The 14824-nt window shown below is 34.3% G+C and carries 15 protein-coding genes and 1 pseudogene; 8 read left to right on the forward strand and 8 right to left on the reverse strand.

The features are described 5' to 3' along the window. Positions 1-106: 106 nt before the first annotated feature. Entirely contained in the window at positions 107-961 is an 855-nt protein-coding gene (locus QQS35_RS01335; RefSeq protein WP_285929924.1) for a DnaD domain protein, read from the reverse strand. A 283-nt stretch (positions 962-1244) separates the two neighbouring features. Next, positions 1245-1745, reverse strand: coding sequence for a sigma-70 family RNA polymerase sigma factor (locus QQS35_RS01340; RefSeq protein ID WP_285929926.1), 501 nt, complete (start codon positions 1743-1745; stop codon positions 1245-1247). A gap of 729 nt (positions 1746-2474) precedes the next feature. On the opposite strand from QQS35_RS01340, the pseudogene QQS35_RS01345 reads away from it, so the two are divergent. Both QQS35_RS01345 and QQS35_RS01350 read left to right on the forward strand, forming a co-directional pair. Continuing rightward, positions 2475-2582 (forward strand): annotated as a pseudogene (locus QQS35_RS01345) (IS1595 family transposase); the annotation flags it as partial. Positions 2583-2766: 184 nt separating this feature from the next. Then, on the forward strand, positions 2767-3147 hold the full coding sequence (locus QQS35_RS01350; protein ID WP_285929927.1) for a hypothetical protein: 381 nt from the start codon (positions 2767-2769) through the stop codon (positions 3145-3147). 336 nt (positions 3148-3483) lie between these two features. On the opposite strand, the gene QQS35_RS01355 is transcribed toward QQS35_RS01350, so the two are convergent. The 4 genes from QQS35_RS01355 to QQS35_RS01370 all read right to left on the reverse strand — a co-directional run bounded on the left by QQS35_RS01355 (position 3484) and on the right by QQS35_RS01370 (position 6215). Then, positions 3484-4701 (reverse strand): hypothetical protein, encoded by a 1218-nt coding sequence (locus QQS35_RS01355; RefSeq protein ID WP_285929929.1) that lies wholly within the window; start codon positions 4699-4701, stop codon positions 3484-3486. 78 nt (positions 4702-4779) lie between these two features. After that, complete coding sequence (locus QQS35_RS01360) at positions 4780-5142, reverse strand: EamA family transporter (protein WP_285929930.1); 363 nt, start codon at positions 5140-5142, stop codon at positions 4780-4782. Further along, positions 5129-5512, reverse strand: coding sequence for a DUF2304 domain-containing protein (locus QQS35_RS01365; protein WP_285929931.1), 384 nt, complete (start codon positions 5510-5512; stop codon positions 5129-5131). Before QQS35_RS01365 ends, QQS35_RS01360 begins: the two co-directional genes overlap by 14 nt. 13 nt (positions 5513-5525) lie before the next feature. Beyond that, positions 5526-6215, reverse strand: a complete 690-nt coding sequence (locus QQS35_RS01370) for a glycosyltransferase family 2 protein (RefSeq protein ID WP_285929932.1) — start codon at positions 6213-6215, stop codon at positions 5526-5528. 998 nt (positions 6216-7213) lie between these two features. Between QQS35_RS01370 and QQS35_RS01375 the strand changes: the two genes are divergently transcribed. The 4 genes from QQS35_RS01375 to QQS35_RS01390 all read left to right on the forward strand — a co-directional run bounded on the left by QQS35_RS01375 (position 7214) and on the right by QQS35_RS01390 (position 10369). Continuing rightward, the gene (locus QQS35_RS01375; RefSeq protein WP_285929934.1) at positions 7214-7957 is read left to right on the forward strand and encodes a tyrosine-protein phosphatase; all 744 of its coding nucleotides are present in this window, start codon (positions 7214-7216) and stop codon (positions 7955-7957) included. Positions 7958-8080: 123 nt separating this feature from the next. Next, a complete protein-coding gene (locus tag QQS35_RS01380; protein ID WP_285929935.1) occupies positions 8081-8761 on the forward strand; it encodes a response regulator transcription factor in 681 nt (226 codons plus the stop codon). A 55-nt stretch (positions 8762-8816) separates the two neighbouring features. Next, positions 8817-9299, forward strand: coding sequence for a VanZ family protein (locus QQS35_RS01385; protein WP_285929936.1), 483 nt, complete (start codon positions 8817-8819; stop codon positions 9297-9299). Positions 9300-9631: 332 nt separating this feature from the next. Continuing rightward, positions 9632-10369: an HI0074 family nucleotidyltransferase substrate-binding subunit gene (locus QQS35_RS01390; protein ID WP_331490603.1), complete on the forward strand. Its 738-nt coding sequence runs from the start codon at positions 9632-9634 to the stop codon at positions 10367-10369. A gap of 109 nt (positions 10370-10478) precedes the next feature. Here the strand turns inward: QQS35_RS01390 and QQS35_RS01395 are convergent, their stop codons facing one another. Both QQS35_RS01395 and QQS35_RS01400 read right to left on the reverse strand, forming a co-directional pair. Further along, positions 10479-11540, reverse strand: a complete 1062-nt coding sequence (locus QQS35_RS01395; RefSeq protein ID WP_285929938.1) for a sugar ABC transporter substrate-binding protein — start codon at positions 11538-11540, stop codon at positions 10479-10481. Between the two features lie 22 nt (positions 11541-11562). After that, entirely contained in the window at positions 11563-13272 is a 1710-nt protein-coding gene (locus QQS35_RS01400; RefSeq protein WP_285929940.1) for a methyl-accepting chemotaxis protein, read from the reverse strand. A gap of 342 nt (positions 13273-13614) precedes the next feature. On the opposite strand from QQS35_RS01400, the gene QQS35_RS01405 reads away from it, so the two are divergent. Both QQS35_RS01405 and QQS35_RS01410 read left to right on the forward strand, forming a co-directional pair. After that, entirely contained in the window at positions 13615-13833 is a 219-nt protein-coding gene (locus QQS35_RS01405; RefSeq protein ID WP_285929942.1) for a hypothetical protein, read from the forward strand. Further along, positions 13790-14824 (forward strand): LXG domain-containing protein (locus QQS35_RS01410; RefSeq protein ID WP_285929944.1); only part of this gene is annotated, 1035 nt, incomplete at its 3' end. The genes QQS35_RS01405 and QQS35_RS01410, both read left to right, overlap by 44 nt.

Raw genomic sequence — 14824 nt, forward strand, 5'->3', positions numbered from 1 at the left:
AAAGCACATTTTTAAAGTGTCATGGTCATTCGAATAAAGGTTTATTAAGAAACATAGAAAAAAACGCTAGTTTTTCACTGGTCCCGGACGGTTCCCTGCTTCCAAATCATACTTTTTGCAGTTGATTTTCATAAAACCATTCTGGAATAATCCCCTCCTCTCGTCTTGGATAATGCGTTTTTCTGAACTGATCTTTATCGTGAAGATTGTTTACTTGTACTAGCCTGCTACTTTCCCAGGCTAATAGGATACTTTTCACATAGCTCCAATTGAATTTATTGTGTTCCAGTGCAGATTTCATTGCTTCCATTACCAACGTATCTCCAAGTTTGTTCGTCCATGCATATAATTCTTGTGTAATATAGTGGCTACTAGCTCCGAAGTTACTTTCATAAAACTGGATGGCAGATGAAGATTGTCTTATAACTTCGTCTGTGGACCGACTGTTGGACAGCATCTGGTCCATTAGGTCATTTGTAGAACAGTGTGTGATATCGCTTTCATTATTTATTAAATTCGATATAAGCTTCATCTCATACAAAGTTGCTTGGTTTCTGCCTAGGGAATGAAACTGGATCAATCCTTTATCTCTTAATTCTTCGCGTGCCCGTTTGAAAGAGCTAGGCTTTAAGCCAGACTTCACACGTAAAACAGGAGCACTTACAGTGAATTGTTTTTTCAAACCAGCTTGGTTATTTACTTGCATAAGTGTGTACCATAGAAGAGTGGCAGACGCTGAAAGAGGGTTGACTTCCATTTGATTGAGGTCTAGTTTTAAGACAGCTTGTATCTTGAAAATAGTATCAGATGATGCTAAAGATTTTCCACGTTCAAGTTCACTTATATGCTTGGTACTCAGGTTTGAATACTCTGCTAACTCCTGTTGTGTGTACCCGAACACTTTTCTATGGTTGTGTATGATTTTACCCAATTCTTTTTGATATATTTTGATTTTATCCAACCTGATCTTCCTTTCTGAACCCATTATCTATTTGGATTCAGAATGTTTACACTAGCTACAGGCGGTATTTTGGCAGTATTTGTATAATTGGGAGTATTTTTTTACATTATTTAGGTGCATGCGTAGTACAGTGGGGCTGAGAATGTGTCCTAGTTTTAGAAATGGTTGATGCTCTCCCTGAACAAAAAGGTATGGAAGGATTCGTCTTTACGATCCTTTAATATATACTGGTTCCGCATAGTGCTCTTACTTACAAGGAAGCAGGGAACCGTCCCCTACTTCCTTACATTTGCAATAGTTTTCGTATTTTGGGCTTTGCATGTCTTGCCCAATTCTTCACGGCATCTTCCGTTACATTTAACGTTGCGGCAATTTCTTTTATTGGTCTGTCGTTTAGTACAAACATCGTGAACCACTTCATCTGATTCTCAGTTAAGTTTTCTTCAATCATATGTAGGAGGTAAGGATCAAATCCTATTTCAAATGAGTCGCTCATTCTAGCTCTTTCCATTGATAGGCCTGAGACGCATGCTTCTTGTTTTTCAACTTGATGGTTTTGACTGCGTATTAAACTAAGTAATCCCTTCTCTATTAGAAAATAGGCATAACTAGAGAATTTCCCTCGACTTTCATCATAGGTTTTAGCTGCCTTCCAGAGCGCAATCATCCCTTCTTGATAAAATTCTTGATTATAGTCACGTATTCCACATTTGTGAATCAAGTGATGAATCATATTTTCATGCTGCTTTACGATCTCTTCAAAATCACTTATCTTTTCTACCACTAGTTTAGCCTCATTTTAAAAGGCGCCTTTATCAATTATTCCGTCGGTAGGGTTAGTATAGTAGCATCAATAACATCGTTCATATAAGGAAAGTTGAAGTTTCTCGGTGGCAAGTAGTGATAATAGGTAGAAAATAGCGATATTATCTGTGGAATACGCGTTTTCTTTGTGAGTTAGTTGAAGTTTCTAAAGAGTTGCGACTTGTTGTTAACAAGTGTTTGGTTTTAAGTGGCTGTTAGACAAACTGAAATTGGCTGGTGATAGAAGTACGTATATAGGTGCCTTTGGTGGATGTGAGGTGAGCAGTCATGATTTCAAGTTAAGACGAGACGGTTTAGTAATAGAAAGAATAAACTTTTAAGCTACTTATATAAAGTTTGAAAATGGAAAGGGTGTACAAAAGTGTTCTGCTTGGGCTCAAATTAATGTACTTACTTTTATAGCATCCTGTTAAAGATGTAATAAACACACCGGAAAAATCACTGTGAAGACATTTCAATAGGTGGCGAAGCATGTTCAAGCATTCCTAATTTCTATCATACTGCTATAATGGAAGATGAGAAATGGAACCGGTCTAAATATGATATATGACTTATCTAACTAATCCCATACAACACTTACGTTTTACCCGTGAAGAAAACCTAAATGATAAAAAAGTATTTGTATTTAACCAATTTGGATTAAGCTGTGAAATGAAGTATGAACAGAGTCAGAAATATTTGTTAAGGCCAACGATTTAACGGAGTTGCAACTAATTATTTGAACAATTACCTTGCTTGGTTTCAAGTATTAGAAAGTATTCAACATCAGAGAAATGAAGTTACTATGAATGAGCTGTAAATTAAAGGTGGTAATACAAAATGTGGAAAGTTGTAATTTACTTAAGTAATCTAAGTTCACAATATAAACATTTTTCTTGTTTCACGAGGATAGTGACTACAGCTATGGAACTTATTTTGCAGAAATACGTCTATTCTATTATAAGGTTGCAACAAAAATTCGATGATAAATGGAGGTATATATGAGGGGTTTATTTATTATCTTTTCAATCATCTTGTTAGTTTCGTGTGATAATCTAACCTTATCAACAGTTGTTGATGAATACGATGTTAGTAAATTAAGCAGTAATTATGGTAATAATAAAGCATATGAAATAGGCGCTAATGTTGAAGGGCTTCCTATTTTCAAAGATGCTCAAAAAGCTTTAAATCAGATAAAATTGGACTGCAAGGAAGGCTTTGAAGCAGTAGCCACGGAATTTGAATTGAACCCCATTAGTCATAAAAATTATGAAGATTATAAAAAATATGCGTGGCAAATTACTGTTAAGGATAAAAGTGTTCAACAACAAGGCGTTGAAATTTCAAAGTTTCTTGATATATATGAAAATAGTTTTGAGTGAAAAATATTATTAAGTTAACGGATGCATCAGAAAAAAAAATGAATGGACTTCCAAATAATTGGAAATCCATTCAACTACATAGATATCAACAATGAACTTTAACAAAGCTATCCAGAAATAAGATTATAACTACAAGATCTACTATTTCCCCTTATATGTCTACGATAGAGTATCTAACCGAAAATAAAAATTTAACTTCTCATCGATTAATAGCTTATTAACATGTCTCAGTGCAGATATTGTTACCTATCACCGGAGTTTGACAGGTAATCGTATAACACACATCTCATCCACAAAAACTCCCAATTATAAATAGTATTTATTCTTTTTTAATTTCTACTCTTGACTTAAAACTTTTAAATTTGCTTTTCGTTTTATAGTTAGAAATAGCCAGTATACAAAATAACCTGAATAAATCAAGTAAATAGGAGCAATTGGCGCACGGTATCGCTGTTTACCTACTAACAAACCTAGAGAAGTAAGTCCAACAAATCCTAGTATGTAGAATAAAAAATAACCATGAATCAATCTGTTTTTCTTATTAAAAATAAAAGCAAGTAAAAAACCAATGATGCTGGATACTAATAAAATTGTGTCTAAACTGGAAATCCCTTTAAAGAATAAGAGTGATTTTTTAATCATTCTTTCGATTGTATCAAGCGGATGGCTCATAATATAACTAACAGCTTTATCCTTTAAAATCTCACTTCTTTTGCCCAATGAAAGGTTTTTATACTCGAAGTATTCTTTGCCAACAAACTCCTCAAGGCGACCAGATGAATAAAATGCAACTTCTGTTTCTGGATTATTAGCAATGTACATGTTTTGGCCACTATAATTTTCTAATAGGACGAATTCATTATGAGTTATATAGTTATGTGTGCCATTTAGCGTAAGCAAAATTACTGGAATGATAAACATAACTATTGCTATAAATTTAATTTGTTTCTTTACAATAAAAGCAAGCAAAAGAACACTCAAGATTAAGAAAACATAGAGCAAATGTGGGCGAAACAATAAACTAATAGATAAAATCGTGATCAGGAAAGCAAAAGTTTTAATATTACTAGGGTTTCTTAACCACTTCACTGATAAAATAGAAACAATAATAATAAATGTTATAAATATTGTTTCTGTTAACAAATATTGGGGTCCATTCATGATGATAACAGGATGTAGAACATACAAAATAGATGTCACTATTGCAGGTAAACGAGAATGAAATAATATTTCTACAAAATAGAATAGTAAAACGCTATTAATGCCAAACAGAATATATTGAAAAACTATAAAAGCGACAGGGTCGTTAAATATAAATACGAAAGGGACCAAAATTAATGAAAAAAGTGGTGGAACAATAATATCTTCAATTCTAACTGTATCAATGAGACCGTTTCCGCGGACTAAATTTTCAGCTAGATTGTAGTATAGCTTCCCATCTGGTGATATTTGCATAAACGGTTGATTAGATTGAAACATGTATGCTAAAAATATAAGTTCTACAATAAAAAAGATATAAAAATAAATGCTATACTTAGATTGTAGTAATTTCATTCTGTTACCAACTTTCAAAAAATATTATGGTGAAAAACTAGTTTGCAACTTCAAGGTTATAAGATGTAAGGTGAATTTCTATTTAGAAAAGCCAATGAAAGATACTCCAGTCATAATTAATATTACTCCAACCATTTTGTAGGTTGTTAAAGGCTCCTTGAAGATAAAGAAGGCTCCAAACACGGCCAAAATATATGCAATTGATTGTATAGGATAAGCGATACTCAAGGGTACTCTGGTCAAGATAAATAGCCATAAGACTGTTGCAAAACCATATAAAAAAAGTCCCGAAAGTATATAAGGTGACAAGAAAACTTTAATAATTGATCCTATAGATGAAAAGCTATCAGTCTTACCTTCCATACCAAATTTCCAGAGAAATTGTCCGCACACTAGTATTGTGGTATTTAACAAAATTAAAAAGAAGTTAATAAAATTCATTTTCTTTTTCCTTCCACGTATCAGTTTCTTTTTTATAATCCTCGAATTCCTTCGATAAAAAGGCTACCTCTTGAACAAGTCTTTTGACTTTTTCTTGTTGTTTAGAGATAACAATCGTATGAAAAATTAACAATGATAAGACAATAAAAAAAGCCGACATAAAAACAAGTGTAGGCATATAGGAAACACCTAGAGTTGTTGCCAACTTATTTAACCAAGGTAAAAACAGGGCAACCAGAAGCGCACCAATAGCAAAAACCATCCACATAAAAGCTTGTTGGTCATTCAATCGGTTACGTGCTGTTAAAGTAACAACTATAGCTAAAAATAGAGAAGCTGAAATAATCGAAATGAGTTGTACTGTCTCCATAGATAGGCCCTCCTTAAAATACTGAACGTACAATCGAAATGTAAGTTACTTTTATCATATAATATAATGATTTAAATGGAGTGATTGACGACTTTCCGCCTTGTCTCGCACTCATATTCACTTTGATCTCTTTTATATGATATTTCTTATGAGCTAACTTTACTAATACTTCAACCTCGGGGTAGTCAACTGGATAGTAGTTAGCAAATTCATGAATCACTTTAGAATTCACAATCCTATAGCCAGATGTAGGGTCCGTTACTCTGATTTTTGCAATAACTCTTAGCATGTTGTAAAAGTAATATATTCCTAATCGACGCATAAAACTACCTTTATAATCAGTCTTCTCGATAAATCTAGACCCGATAACCATATCACATTTTGAGGTTTTAATTTCTTGAACTAGATATTGTAAATCTGCAGAATCATGCTGTCCATCAGCATCTAGTTGAATGGCATAATCATAACCATGTTTCAATGCATAAAGAAAACCTGTCTGCATGGCACCTCCAATTCCAAGATTTACAGGAAGTGTAATGTGATTGACATCATTACCTTTCAGGATTTCATCTGTCCTATCTGAAGAACCATCATTAATTACTATATAATCGTATAAACTGTTTCTTTGTAATTTTTGTACAGTATTAAGAATAGAGTCTTCTTCATTGTAAGCAGGTATAATTACTAATATTAGTTCACCCATAAATACTCTCCTTTGTAATAAAATCAATTTATTACAAATGTAAATTATACTATATCTTTATCTTTTTACAAAGGTAAGATATATTATGTAGTGTTTTTTTTAATTCAATTACATCCTAAATGCATTCGAGCTATCTACTTCATATCATCCTATTACATTGAAACTAGTATAATGCTATACAGACCAACCATTAATGGTACTGATTACCTTCATACGCATTTCCATATAATCAAGCTCATTCGTATAAGTCTTCTTATCATTATAGTGATTGGTGTAGATGACTGATTATCGTAACAAGCTGATTTACTAATTTGATCATTAGCTTGGCAAAAGACCAACCAGTTATGAGGAGTTTGGTCGGAATGTGATTGAAGAAGGTCGTGAATCCGATTATATAAAATTTGTGAATCGGTACTAGGTACACTTAAAAAGAAGAAAGCATCTACATAAAACAGCTCTGCATTTAATGGCTATTGATGGGCACAGGGGAATTGATAAAGACTACCACCATAGAGTAGAAAGTTACTAGTTTACATTAAACTAATCGTAAAATCCTTAATTTATTGTGTGAATATAGTCCTGAGGAGAGTCTGAATGTATGTCAAGAATACACTCGACCACTTCGTTAATAGATTAGGAAGCACAAATTCTAAAAGGCGAGGTTTGGAAATAACTATGAACCAAAAATATAAATCGTTGGAAGCAAAAAGATTACAGGCTCCTATATGACAAATGCCCAATTACAGTTCCTAAATGATTTTAGTAAATGACCCAAGTTGATATGCATACTTGGGTCATTTAATTTATATAGATTTCGAACTAGAGCGTAGTTCGTTACATGACGAAAGGTAATTGAAAATATAGTGATTCGTTTGATTTCGACAAAAACTCTTATTCCTTTCATTCTAAATAGTTGATATACTATGATTAAATCGTTCTTTAATGAGAACAAAAATATAAATTTAAATCATTTAAAACGAACGTGAAGGGGTGGTCTTGTGATAGATGTCAATAGTTATACGCTTCAAAATACAGGAATAGAAAAGTGCATTTCACAAATGAAGAATGCTGCGGATCATGGCATTGATACGATTATTGCAACCTCAGATTTTGATGGATTTGCATCTGAGGATGAATTTGATGTGGTTAACTATGTTCAAGATCTAAATAAGAGTCTACTGGATGATAATATACCAATCACCATCCTTCCAGGTCATAGAATTTTTCTTAGTGACAACATAATAACAGATTTAAAAGATGGATTTATTCTTCCACTTAATATAAACAGTGGTTTTCTCCTTGTAGAACTACCAGCGGATCACGTTCCAGCGTATTTTAGACAACTACTTTTCGACCTTCAAGTTTTGGGTTATCAAGTAATCATTAATCAGCCTGAAAGAAATAAAGGATTTATTGAAAATCCTGATGCGTTGTACGAGCTTGTAAAGTGTGGTGCGTTATCGCAAATTGCAACAACGAGTATTGTTGGCAAAAGTGGCAAGAAGGTGCAGAAGTTCACGCAACAATTAATTGAGTCTAACCTTACACATTTCGTTGCCTCTGGTGCTAACACAGGTGATAACTTTTATCTAGAACAAGCTTACGCACAAATTGAAAAAATGTTTGGTACTGAAAAACTATATCTGTTTTCAGAAAATGCCCAAGCAATAGTAGATAATCAAAGTGCGATGATAGAAGAACCAGTTAGGATCAAAAAGAGTAAGATTCTTGGGATTTTTTAGGTTGATTTATAGAGAGAATGCGAGGAACTTATATTTTCATAGACATAATTGATATTTATAAAAAGAGATAGGACGGGAAATAAGATAGAGCCTTTTATTTCTTAAGGGGGAAAACTTTAAAAAATGCTTAAGCATACAGTATTGGTCGGAGAATACCAAATGATGTTTCGTGATATAATAGCAAACTCTATTAAGGAAATGACAGATTTTAAAGTTATTGCAAAAGTGAGTACTGGTAAAAGTGTGGTTCATTTTATCGAGAAAACAGAAGTAGTACCATCCATTTGCTTGCTGGATTTACACATGCCTGAGATGAATGGGTTTCAATGTACGGATTATCTAAAGGATAACTATCCAAATGTAAAAGTCGTGTTGTTAACGGCATATGACGATGAGAAGAGTCTTGAAAAAGTAATTGCTGCAGGTGCAGATGGTTATATAATGAAGAACTCCAGTTTGGAGCATTTCAAGCAAGTGATCACGTGTGTTGCGAATGGTTATTTTATTGCACCACAGAAACTTGTTTCTAAGTTTTCTAAAAGATTAGCGGATTTAAAGCAATTAGAGATAGAAGGGTCACCATCCTACATTCTTGATTCGCTTGATAAAAAAATAGATTTAAATGAAAAAGAAATGAAGCTTATTCAGCTTGTAAATAAAGGCTGGTCTAATCAAATGATTGCGGAACAATTACAAGTTAGTGAAGGAACGGTAAAAAATTACTTATCTAAAATGTATAACAAGCTTAATGTAAGAAGACGAACAGAATTAATGCAGTTATTTTCTGTTAAGCGTAGTTCCTAGTTGAAATAAATGGTTTGTTTGGATGCTAAGTTTACTAAGGTTAGGGGCGACAGGTTTGAGAAAAAGAAAATTCGTTTCATGGATAGGTATGACGATAGCTACATTATTCGTCCTGTTTATTGTGTCAGATACACCTTATGCCAATCAGGATATAAAGCCCTTTCTCTTCGGTAAAGTGGAATTTCTAGATGGAATTTTACCGGATATATCCTTTCACTATGGTGCGCAGTATGTGTCTACAACAAATATATATAGTTTTATTGAATTTATCCTAAGGAAACTTGGCCATATCGCTGGCTATTTTTTATTAACCATCTGTTTATATGCCACGTTAACATTCACAAAATTATCTGAACATAGAAAAATAATGTTAAGCTTCATCATCCCTATCTGTTACGCAATGCTAGATGAGTGGCACCAAACAACCGTCCCAGGAAGAACTGGACGCCTCATTGACGTCTATACTGTAGACGCCCTCGGAATCCTCCTTGCTATTATTATTATCACTGTTAATCGGAAAATGGTACGAATGGGTTAATTGCTAGAAATTGGCTTGTTCATCTTAAGGTTAGTTTCTTAGGTGCTATTTAATAGCTATGGTGAATGATTTTGATCAGAACATGTCGAGTTACATAATAAACGGAGAGAAACGTTAGATTAGAAGCAGTTGAAGAGCTAGATGAAGCACTGATAGTTGACTAAGAGTCATCGGAGTAAGAAGAGTCTTATGCTGTATGATTTTTTAACTAAAGGTATTATTGTATCGGAAAATATTGCCTCTTGCTTTTCGACAGGGTTTCATCCCCCATGCTATAATAAATAGTAGCTAATCCGTTAATGAACGTCTTTTTGAAACAAGGAGGCTTATGTATGAAGATGGAAAAAGAAAGTGCGTATGGCTTAACAAGCAATACATTTTATACAATAATTAACACACTTAAAAAATACTCGAATATCATTGAAAAGGTTATTTTGTTTGGTTCTAGGGCTAGGGGAGATTATAAGATTACATCCGATATTGATTTGGCTATCATTTTCAGAACCGACAACGAAAAAATATATAAAATTATTGATGATCTTTCAGAAAAAAACATCATACATACTTTGGATATCATTGATTATAACAAGATTAACAATCAAAAATTAAAAAATTATATAGATAATGAGGGAAAGATAATTTTCCTTACAAATTCAGATGGAAAAGTGGTGGATAATATGAATAAAGTTTTGGATAAAGTAATTGATCTAGAAAAAGCTATAAAAAAGCTTCATGAAACCCTAGAAAGAGATGCAACAAATGATGATATTGTCATTGATGCTACTATCCAACGCTTTGAATTCACCTACGAACTTTCATGGAAAATTTTGAAAGCTTATTTAGAGTATAACGGACTGCTCGAAGTATCCAGTCCAAGAAGAACACTAAAGGAAGCTTTTAAAGAAAGAATTATAACAGATGGCGATAACTGGCTTAAGATGCTTGTAGATCGAAATAGAACGTCACATCCATACGAAGAGGCAACTGCCTGGGAAATTTACAGTAACATAAAAAGTATATATATTAAGCTATTCGATGAGTTGTTAATAGAAATGAAAAGGAGAGTATAAAACATCTCCTGTTGATTGGCAGTGCCACTCGGAATTTGCCGAATTACGTTTAATAGAAAAATCCCCAGCAGCTTCCTATAATTGGAATTAGCCTGGGGATTTTTTATCCTTAATTTCCGTAAATTTCTTCTTGGGTCAAGTAATTGTCTTTTATAATGGTAGAGTCGATATTCTCTTTTGTAACAGTTTCAGGTTCAAGTAAATACGAGGGTACATCGATTTTTCCGTTATTTACCGCATTGTTTGTCTCTATCTCTTCATTTTGAGCTACTTTCATTGCCATTTCCGCTGCGGTCTCAGCTAATAGGTTTATCGGCTTATAAACGGTCATTGTTTGTTTTCCAGCTACGATTCTTTTTACAGCATCTAATTCAGCGTCTTGACCCGATACAGGAATATTGCCATCTAATCCGTTCGTAGCAAGTGCCTTTACCACTCCACCAGCGTTACCGTCATTTGCGGATATAACAGCATCAATTTCTCCAGATGTTTGTTCTAACGCTTCTAACATGTTTTTCTCAGCAATAGCTGGGTCCCAGTTGTCGGTGTATTTATCATAGACAAGGTTTATTTTACCTTGGTCGATTTGTGGTTGAAGGACCTTCATAGCACCTTCTCTGAATAGAACTGCATTATTATCAGTTTCTGCTCCGCCGATATAAGCAAAATTACCATTAGTTGTATGTTTGAGGACTTCATTTGCTTGTAATTCCCCAACCTTAAGATTATCAAATGAAATATAGTAATCGACATCAGCATTTTTTATTAGTCGATCATACGAAATCACCTTTGTATTGGCTTTATGTGCTAACTCTACAATTTCAGCAGCGGCATCTGCGTTATAAGGAACGACAACTAATACGTCTACACCTTCTTCGATTAGTAGCTTCGCTTGTGCTAACTGAACACTCTCACTACCATTTGCCGCTAATGTTTTAACATTTCCGCCAAGTTCGGTTATTTTTTCCTCGAAAAGCTCTTTGTCTTTATACCAACGCTCTTGTTGAAGCGTATCTAGTACAAATCCGATATAAACTTTGTTCTCATCCGTTGTTAATTTAACTTCATCCGTTTTTTTTGGTTCTACTTTGGCCTCATTGCTACATGCGCTAGCCAAAATAATTAATATTAATCCTAGAAAAACTAGTAATCTATGTTTTTTAAAAATCACCTAATATCCTCCTTCGTCAAGTTTATAGCTTGAATTTATTCATCAGTTGTTTCATATTGCTAACCATGCCAGAAAGTGTATTAGAACTGTCTGATATATTTTCAATCGATTGAGTTTGTTCGTGAACGGATGCTGATATTTCCTCCGCTCCTGCTGCTGATTGCTCCGAAATCGCAGCTATGCTTTCAACTGCCTCATTAATCTCTTTACTTGAATCCTCCATGTATTTAAAAGTAGAGGAAATTCTTTGAATTCGTTGATCCATTTCTGCTATCTTTTCTCGGATATTTGTAAAGTATTTACCTGTAATTTCAATATCTTTCGCACCTTTATTTGCCTCTTCATAACCATTATTCAATGTAGTGGACATCGTGTTGGTTTCTTCCTTAATACTGAAAACAATTTCTGTAATGTTTTCGATTGAGCTAGAGACCTCTTCGGCAAGTTTTCTTACTTCTTCTGCGACAACTGCAAAGCCCTTGCCTACTTCACCTGCTCGTGCAGCTTCAATGGAAGCATTAAGTGCCAGTAAGTTCGTTTGTTCTGCAATTGATTTAATAACATGAACTATCTCAGTGATTGAATTAGTTTTTTGTTCTAGACTTTTGACATTTTCGACAGATGTTCGCACTACTTCATGAATAAGATTCATTTGGCTTAAAGATTCCTTCATCTGTTGATCGCCTTCTGTTGAGACGTTTTGAACATTTGTGGAAAAAGAAACAAGGTCGTTACTGTGTTCATTCGCTTCTTTTAGTTTATCCATAAACGATTTTGTCGTTTCTGAAATAGTAGTCGTTTCATTTGCTTGATTTGTAGTGCCATTTGCTAATTCTTCTATTGTTATTGCTACTTGTTCACTGCCTATTTTCACTTCATCAGATGCACTTGCTAGCGCGTTACTTTGTTTATCAACTTCAGAAGATAGAGTAGTAATTTCCTCAATCATAGTGCGTAGATTGCTACTCATGTCATTAACAGAAACGGCAAGCTGACCAATCTCGTCGTTACCATCGTTTTTCAATGGTTGAATGGACAGATTTCCACTAGCTATTTCATTACTTGTTACGACTATATGATTAAGATTTTTACTAATTCTTCTACTGATTAAATATAGTAGGGTGAAGGAGATGATAATAGATACTCCACCAGATAATATCAATAACAAAATAGTGTTTGATATGTTATCATTTGCCTCAGAGATTGCTTTATCGTTAGCGTCTATAGCTAAAGACTTTAGCTTGTCACCAATCTCAGTGGTATTACTTTTTAACTCATTAGCAGACTGTTGAAGCTCTGCAAATTCTTGTGTATTTAGTTGCTGTACTTTAGGCACTGCCATACTGAAAAAATACTGATCTAGTTCATTGTTGTTCTCGATTAGCTGATTGAATAATTCTAATTGTTCTTTACTCGTAATTGTACTCTTTAACTGTTTGGCCTTATCAACGAATTCCATACTAGTAGCTAAGTAATTCTCTAGCTGTGCTTCTTCAGACAAAACAATATATTCCGGAATATAAACAAACTTTTCATTAAAAAGTGTAACCAAGTCAGATGACAATAACGAAATTCTATTTGTCTCTGTTGTTTCGTCCATTTTGTCACGCGTCTGATCTAGTAGAATATAAGTTAATAGTACTGAACTTATAAAGGCTACTGCCATAACCGAGAAAATAACCGTGTATTTTCCCCCTATTTTAATATTCTTCCATCTTAATTTTTCTAACAATGGAGCTCCCCCTTAAAATTGATGTGTTATATAGGTGTCATTATCATAATATCGACGCAAATCGACAAAAGTTAAGCTGAAAGTTACCTATATACGCCCGCTAGAACACTTTTGTTGATAGTAGATAGGTTGTTATTTTGTTGCTTTAAATAAACCCATTAAAGGACTGGTGAAGAGTTGGTGCCTAGTCACCACCAATTTTTTATTGGACCAGGTGGAGAAGATTATAGAAGGGCTATTAGACATGCGTCATTCGGGGAAAGCGGCTATCTGTGTCAGACACCTCAATGGACAAAATGAGAGATTTTTCTTTGTGGGAAGAACAGTTAGTGTGGAGTTACTATGGTAGTTTTTTGTAGTGAAATGCATGATGTAAATCTATTTACCTATATAATCACTAATATTCCATCTAAAAACCTAGGACATAATTGGATAAAACAGGAAGTTTGGACTGTACCAATTCGTCAACCAAATCGCTACCATAAGGAGAGGAAGATTATGGGAATGAGGTGGGGGATTGAAGGTACTGGATTCAAAAGCTTTGGTAGCTACTATGAATGAAAGGCAATCTCAATATCGAGAATTGCGTGGACAACTGAGTGGGTTAAAACGTGACTTTCAAAGAATCATTTATGCAGGTGATTTTCAAGGGCAAGGTGCTGATGCCATTAAGGGCTTTTATCAAGCACAGGTGGATGTGGTAGAAGCGTGGCTGCGATTAGTAGACCACCAGATTGCTTTTTTAAGAGGAATCAAAGGAACGTTAGAGCAGGAAAAATTAGGCGGAAATACTGTTGTACATACAGCCTTTCTCGAAGAAGACGTCCAACAAGGGGAAAGGCAAGCGGATGATTTAGTCACGGCACAACGGAATGATTTAGAAGCGATTTTTCGTGGGATTGATGATATCATATCGTTAGATACTTTTTCCAGGAATGATTTTGATCAGAACATGTCGCAGGTACATAATAAACGGAGAGAAACGTTAGAAGCAGTTGAAAAGCTAGATGAAGCACTGACAGTTGACTATGATTCATCGAAGGAAGAAGAGTCTTATGCTGTAAGACTGTTCCAATCCTTGCAGGAAGCTACGTCACAAGGGGCTAGTATTTCTCCGATTCACTTTAACGCAAAGGCCTATCATCAAAGCGAAGTCTATCAAATCAAAGCAGAACAAGAACGTCGGACAAAAGCTTACTTGAACAAACAAAGGCAAGGGGAACAAACAAGTGTTGAAGATATTGTTTTAATATCAAATACGGCACTCCAAACGTTGATAGGACAAAAGGTAAGTCAGATTCCTTATAACGTCATGACTACAGAAATAGTACAAGATCGAGTAAAAGCTGCAAAATCAGCAAAAGCATCCATGGAAGTTATGAAAAATATTCTGCTAGATGAAGCAAAAAAGATGGGTGTTAAAACGACGAATAGTGTTTTAGAAATTTTCTCTACGATAGTCAACGATCATATAGAACGTTCCGATAAAACATTCGACTCTGTGGGTGACTTTGGTAATGCGATGACCTTTGGTGTTCCCAAAGGTATCTAT

Source organism: Aquibacillus rhizosphaerae (assembly GCF_030282825.1).
In the GTDB taxonomy this organism is placed as follows: domain Bacteria; phylum Bacillota; class Bacilli; order Bacillales; family Amphibacillaceae; genus Aquibacillus_C; species Aquibacillus_C rhizosphaerae.

Excerpts from the sequence above, each read along its gene's own strand:
- QQS35_RS01380 (WP_285929935.1), top strand. The coding sequence starts at position 8,081 with ATGCTTAAGCATACAGTATTGGTCGGAGAATACCAAATGATGTTTCGT.
- QQS35_RS01370 (WP_285929932.1), bottom strand. The coding sequence starts at position 6,215 with ATGGGTGAACTAATATTAGTAATTATACCTGCTTACAATGAAGAAGAC.
- QQS35_RS01360 (WP_285929930.1), bottom strand. The coding sequence starts at position 5,142 with ATGAATTTTATTAACTTCTTTTTAATTTTGTTAAATACCACAATACTA.
- QQS35_RS01390 (WP_331490603.1), top strand. The coding sequence starts at position 9,632 with ATGAAGATGGAAAAAGAAAGTGCGTATGGCTTAACAAGCAATACATTT.
- QQS35_RS01405 (WP_285929942.1), top strand. The coding sequence starts at position 13,615 with ATGGTAGTTTTTTGTAGTGAAATGCATGATGTAAATCTATTTACCTAT.
- QQS35_RS01355 (WP_285929929.1), bottom strand. The coding sequence starts at position 4,701 with ATGAAATTACTACAATCTAAGTATAGCATTTATTTTTATATCTTTTTT.
- QQS35_RS01350 (WP_285929927.1), top strand. The coding sequence starts at position 2,767 with ATGAGGGGTTTATTTATTATCTTTTCAATCATCTTGTTAGTTTCGTGT.
- QQS35_RS01365 (WP_285929931.1), bottom strand. The coding sequence starts at position 5,512 with ATGGAGACAGTACAACTCATTTCGATTATTTCAGCTTCTCTATTTTTA.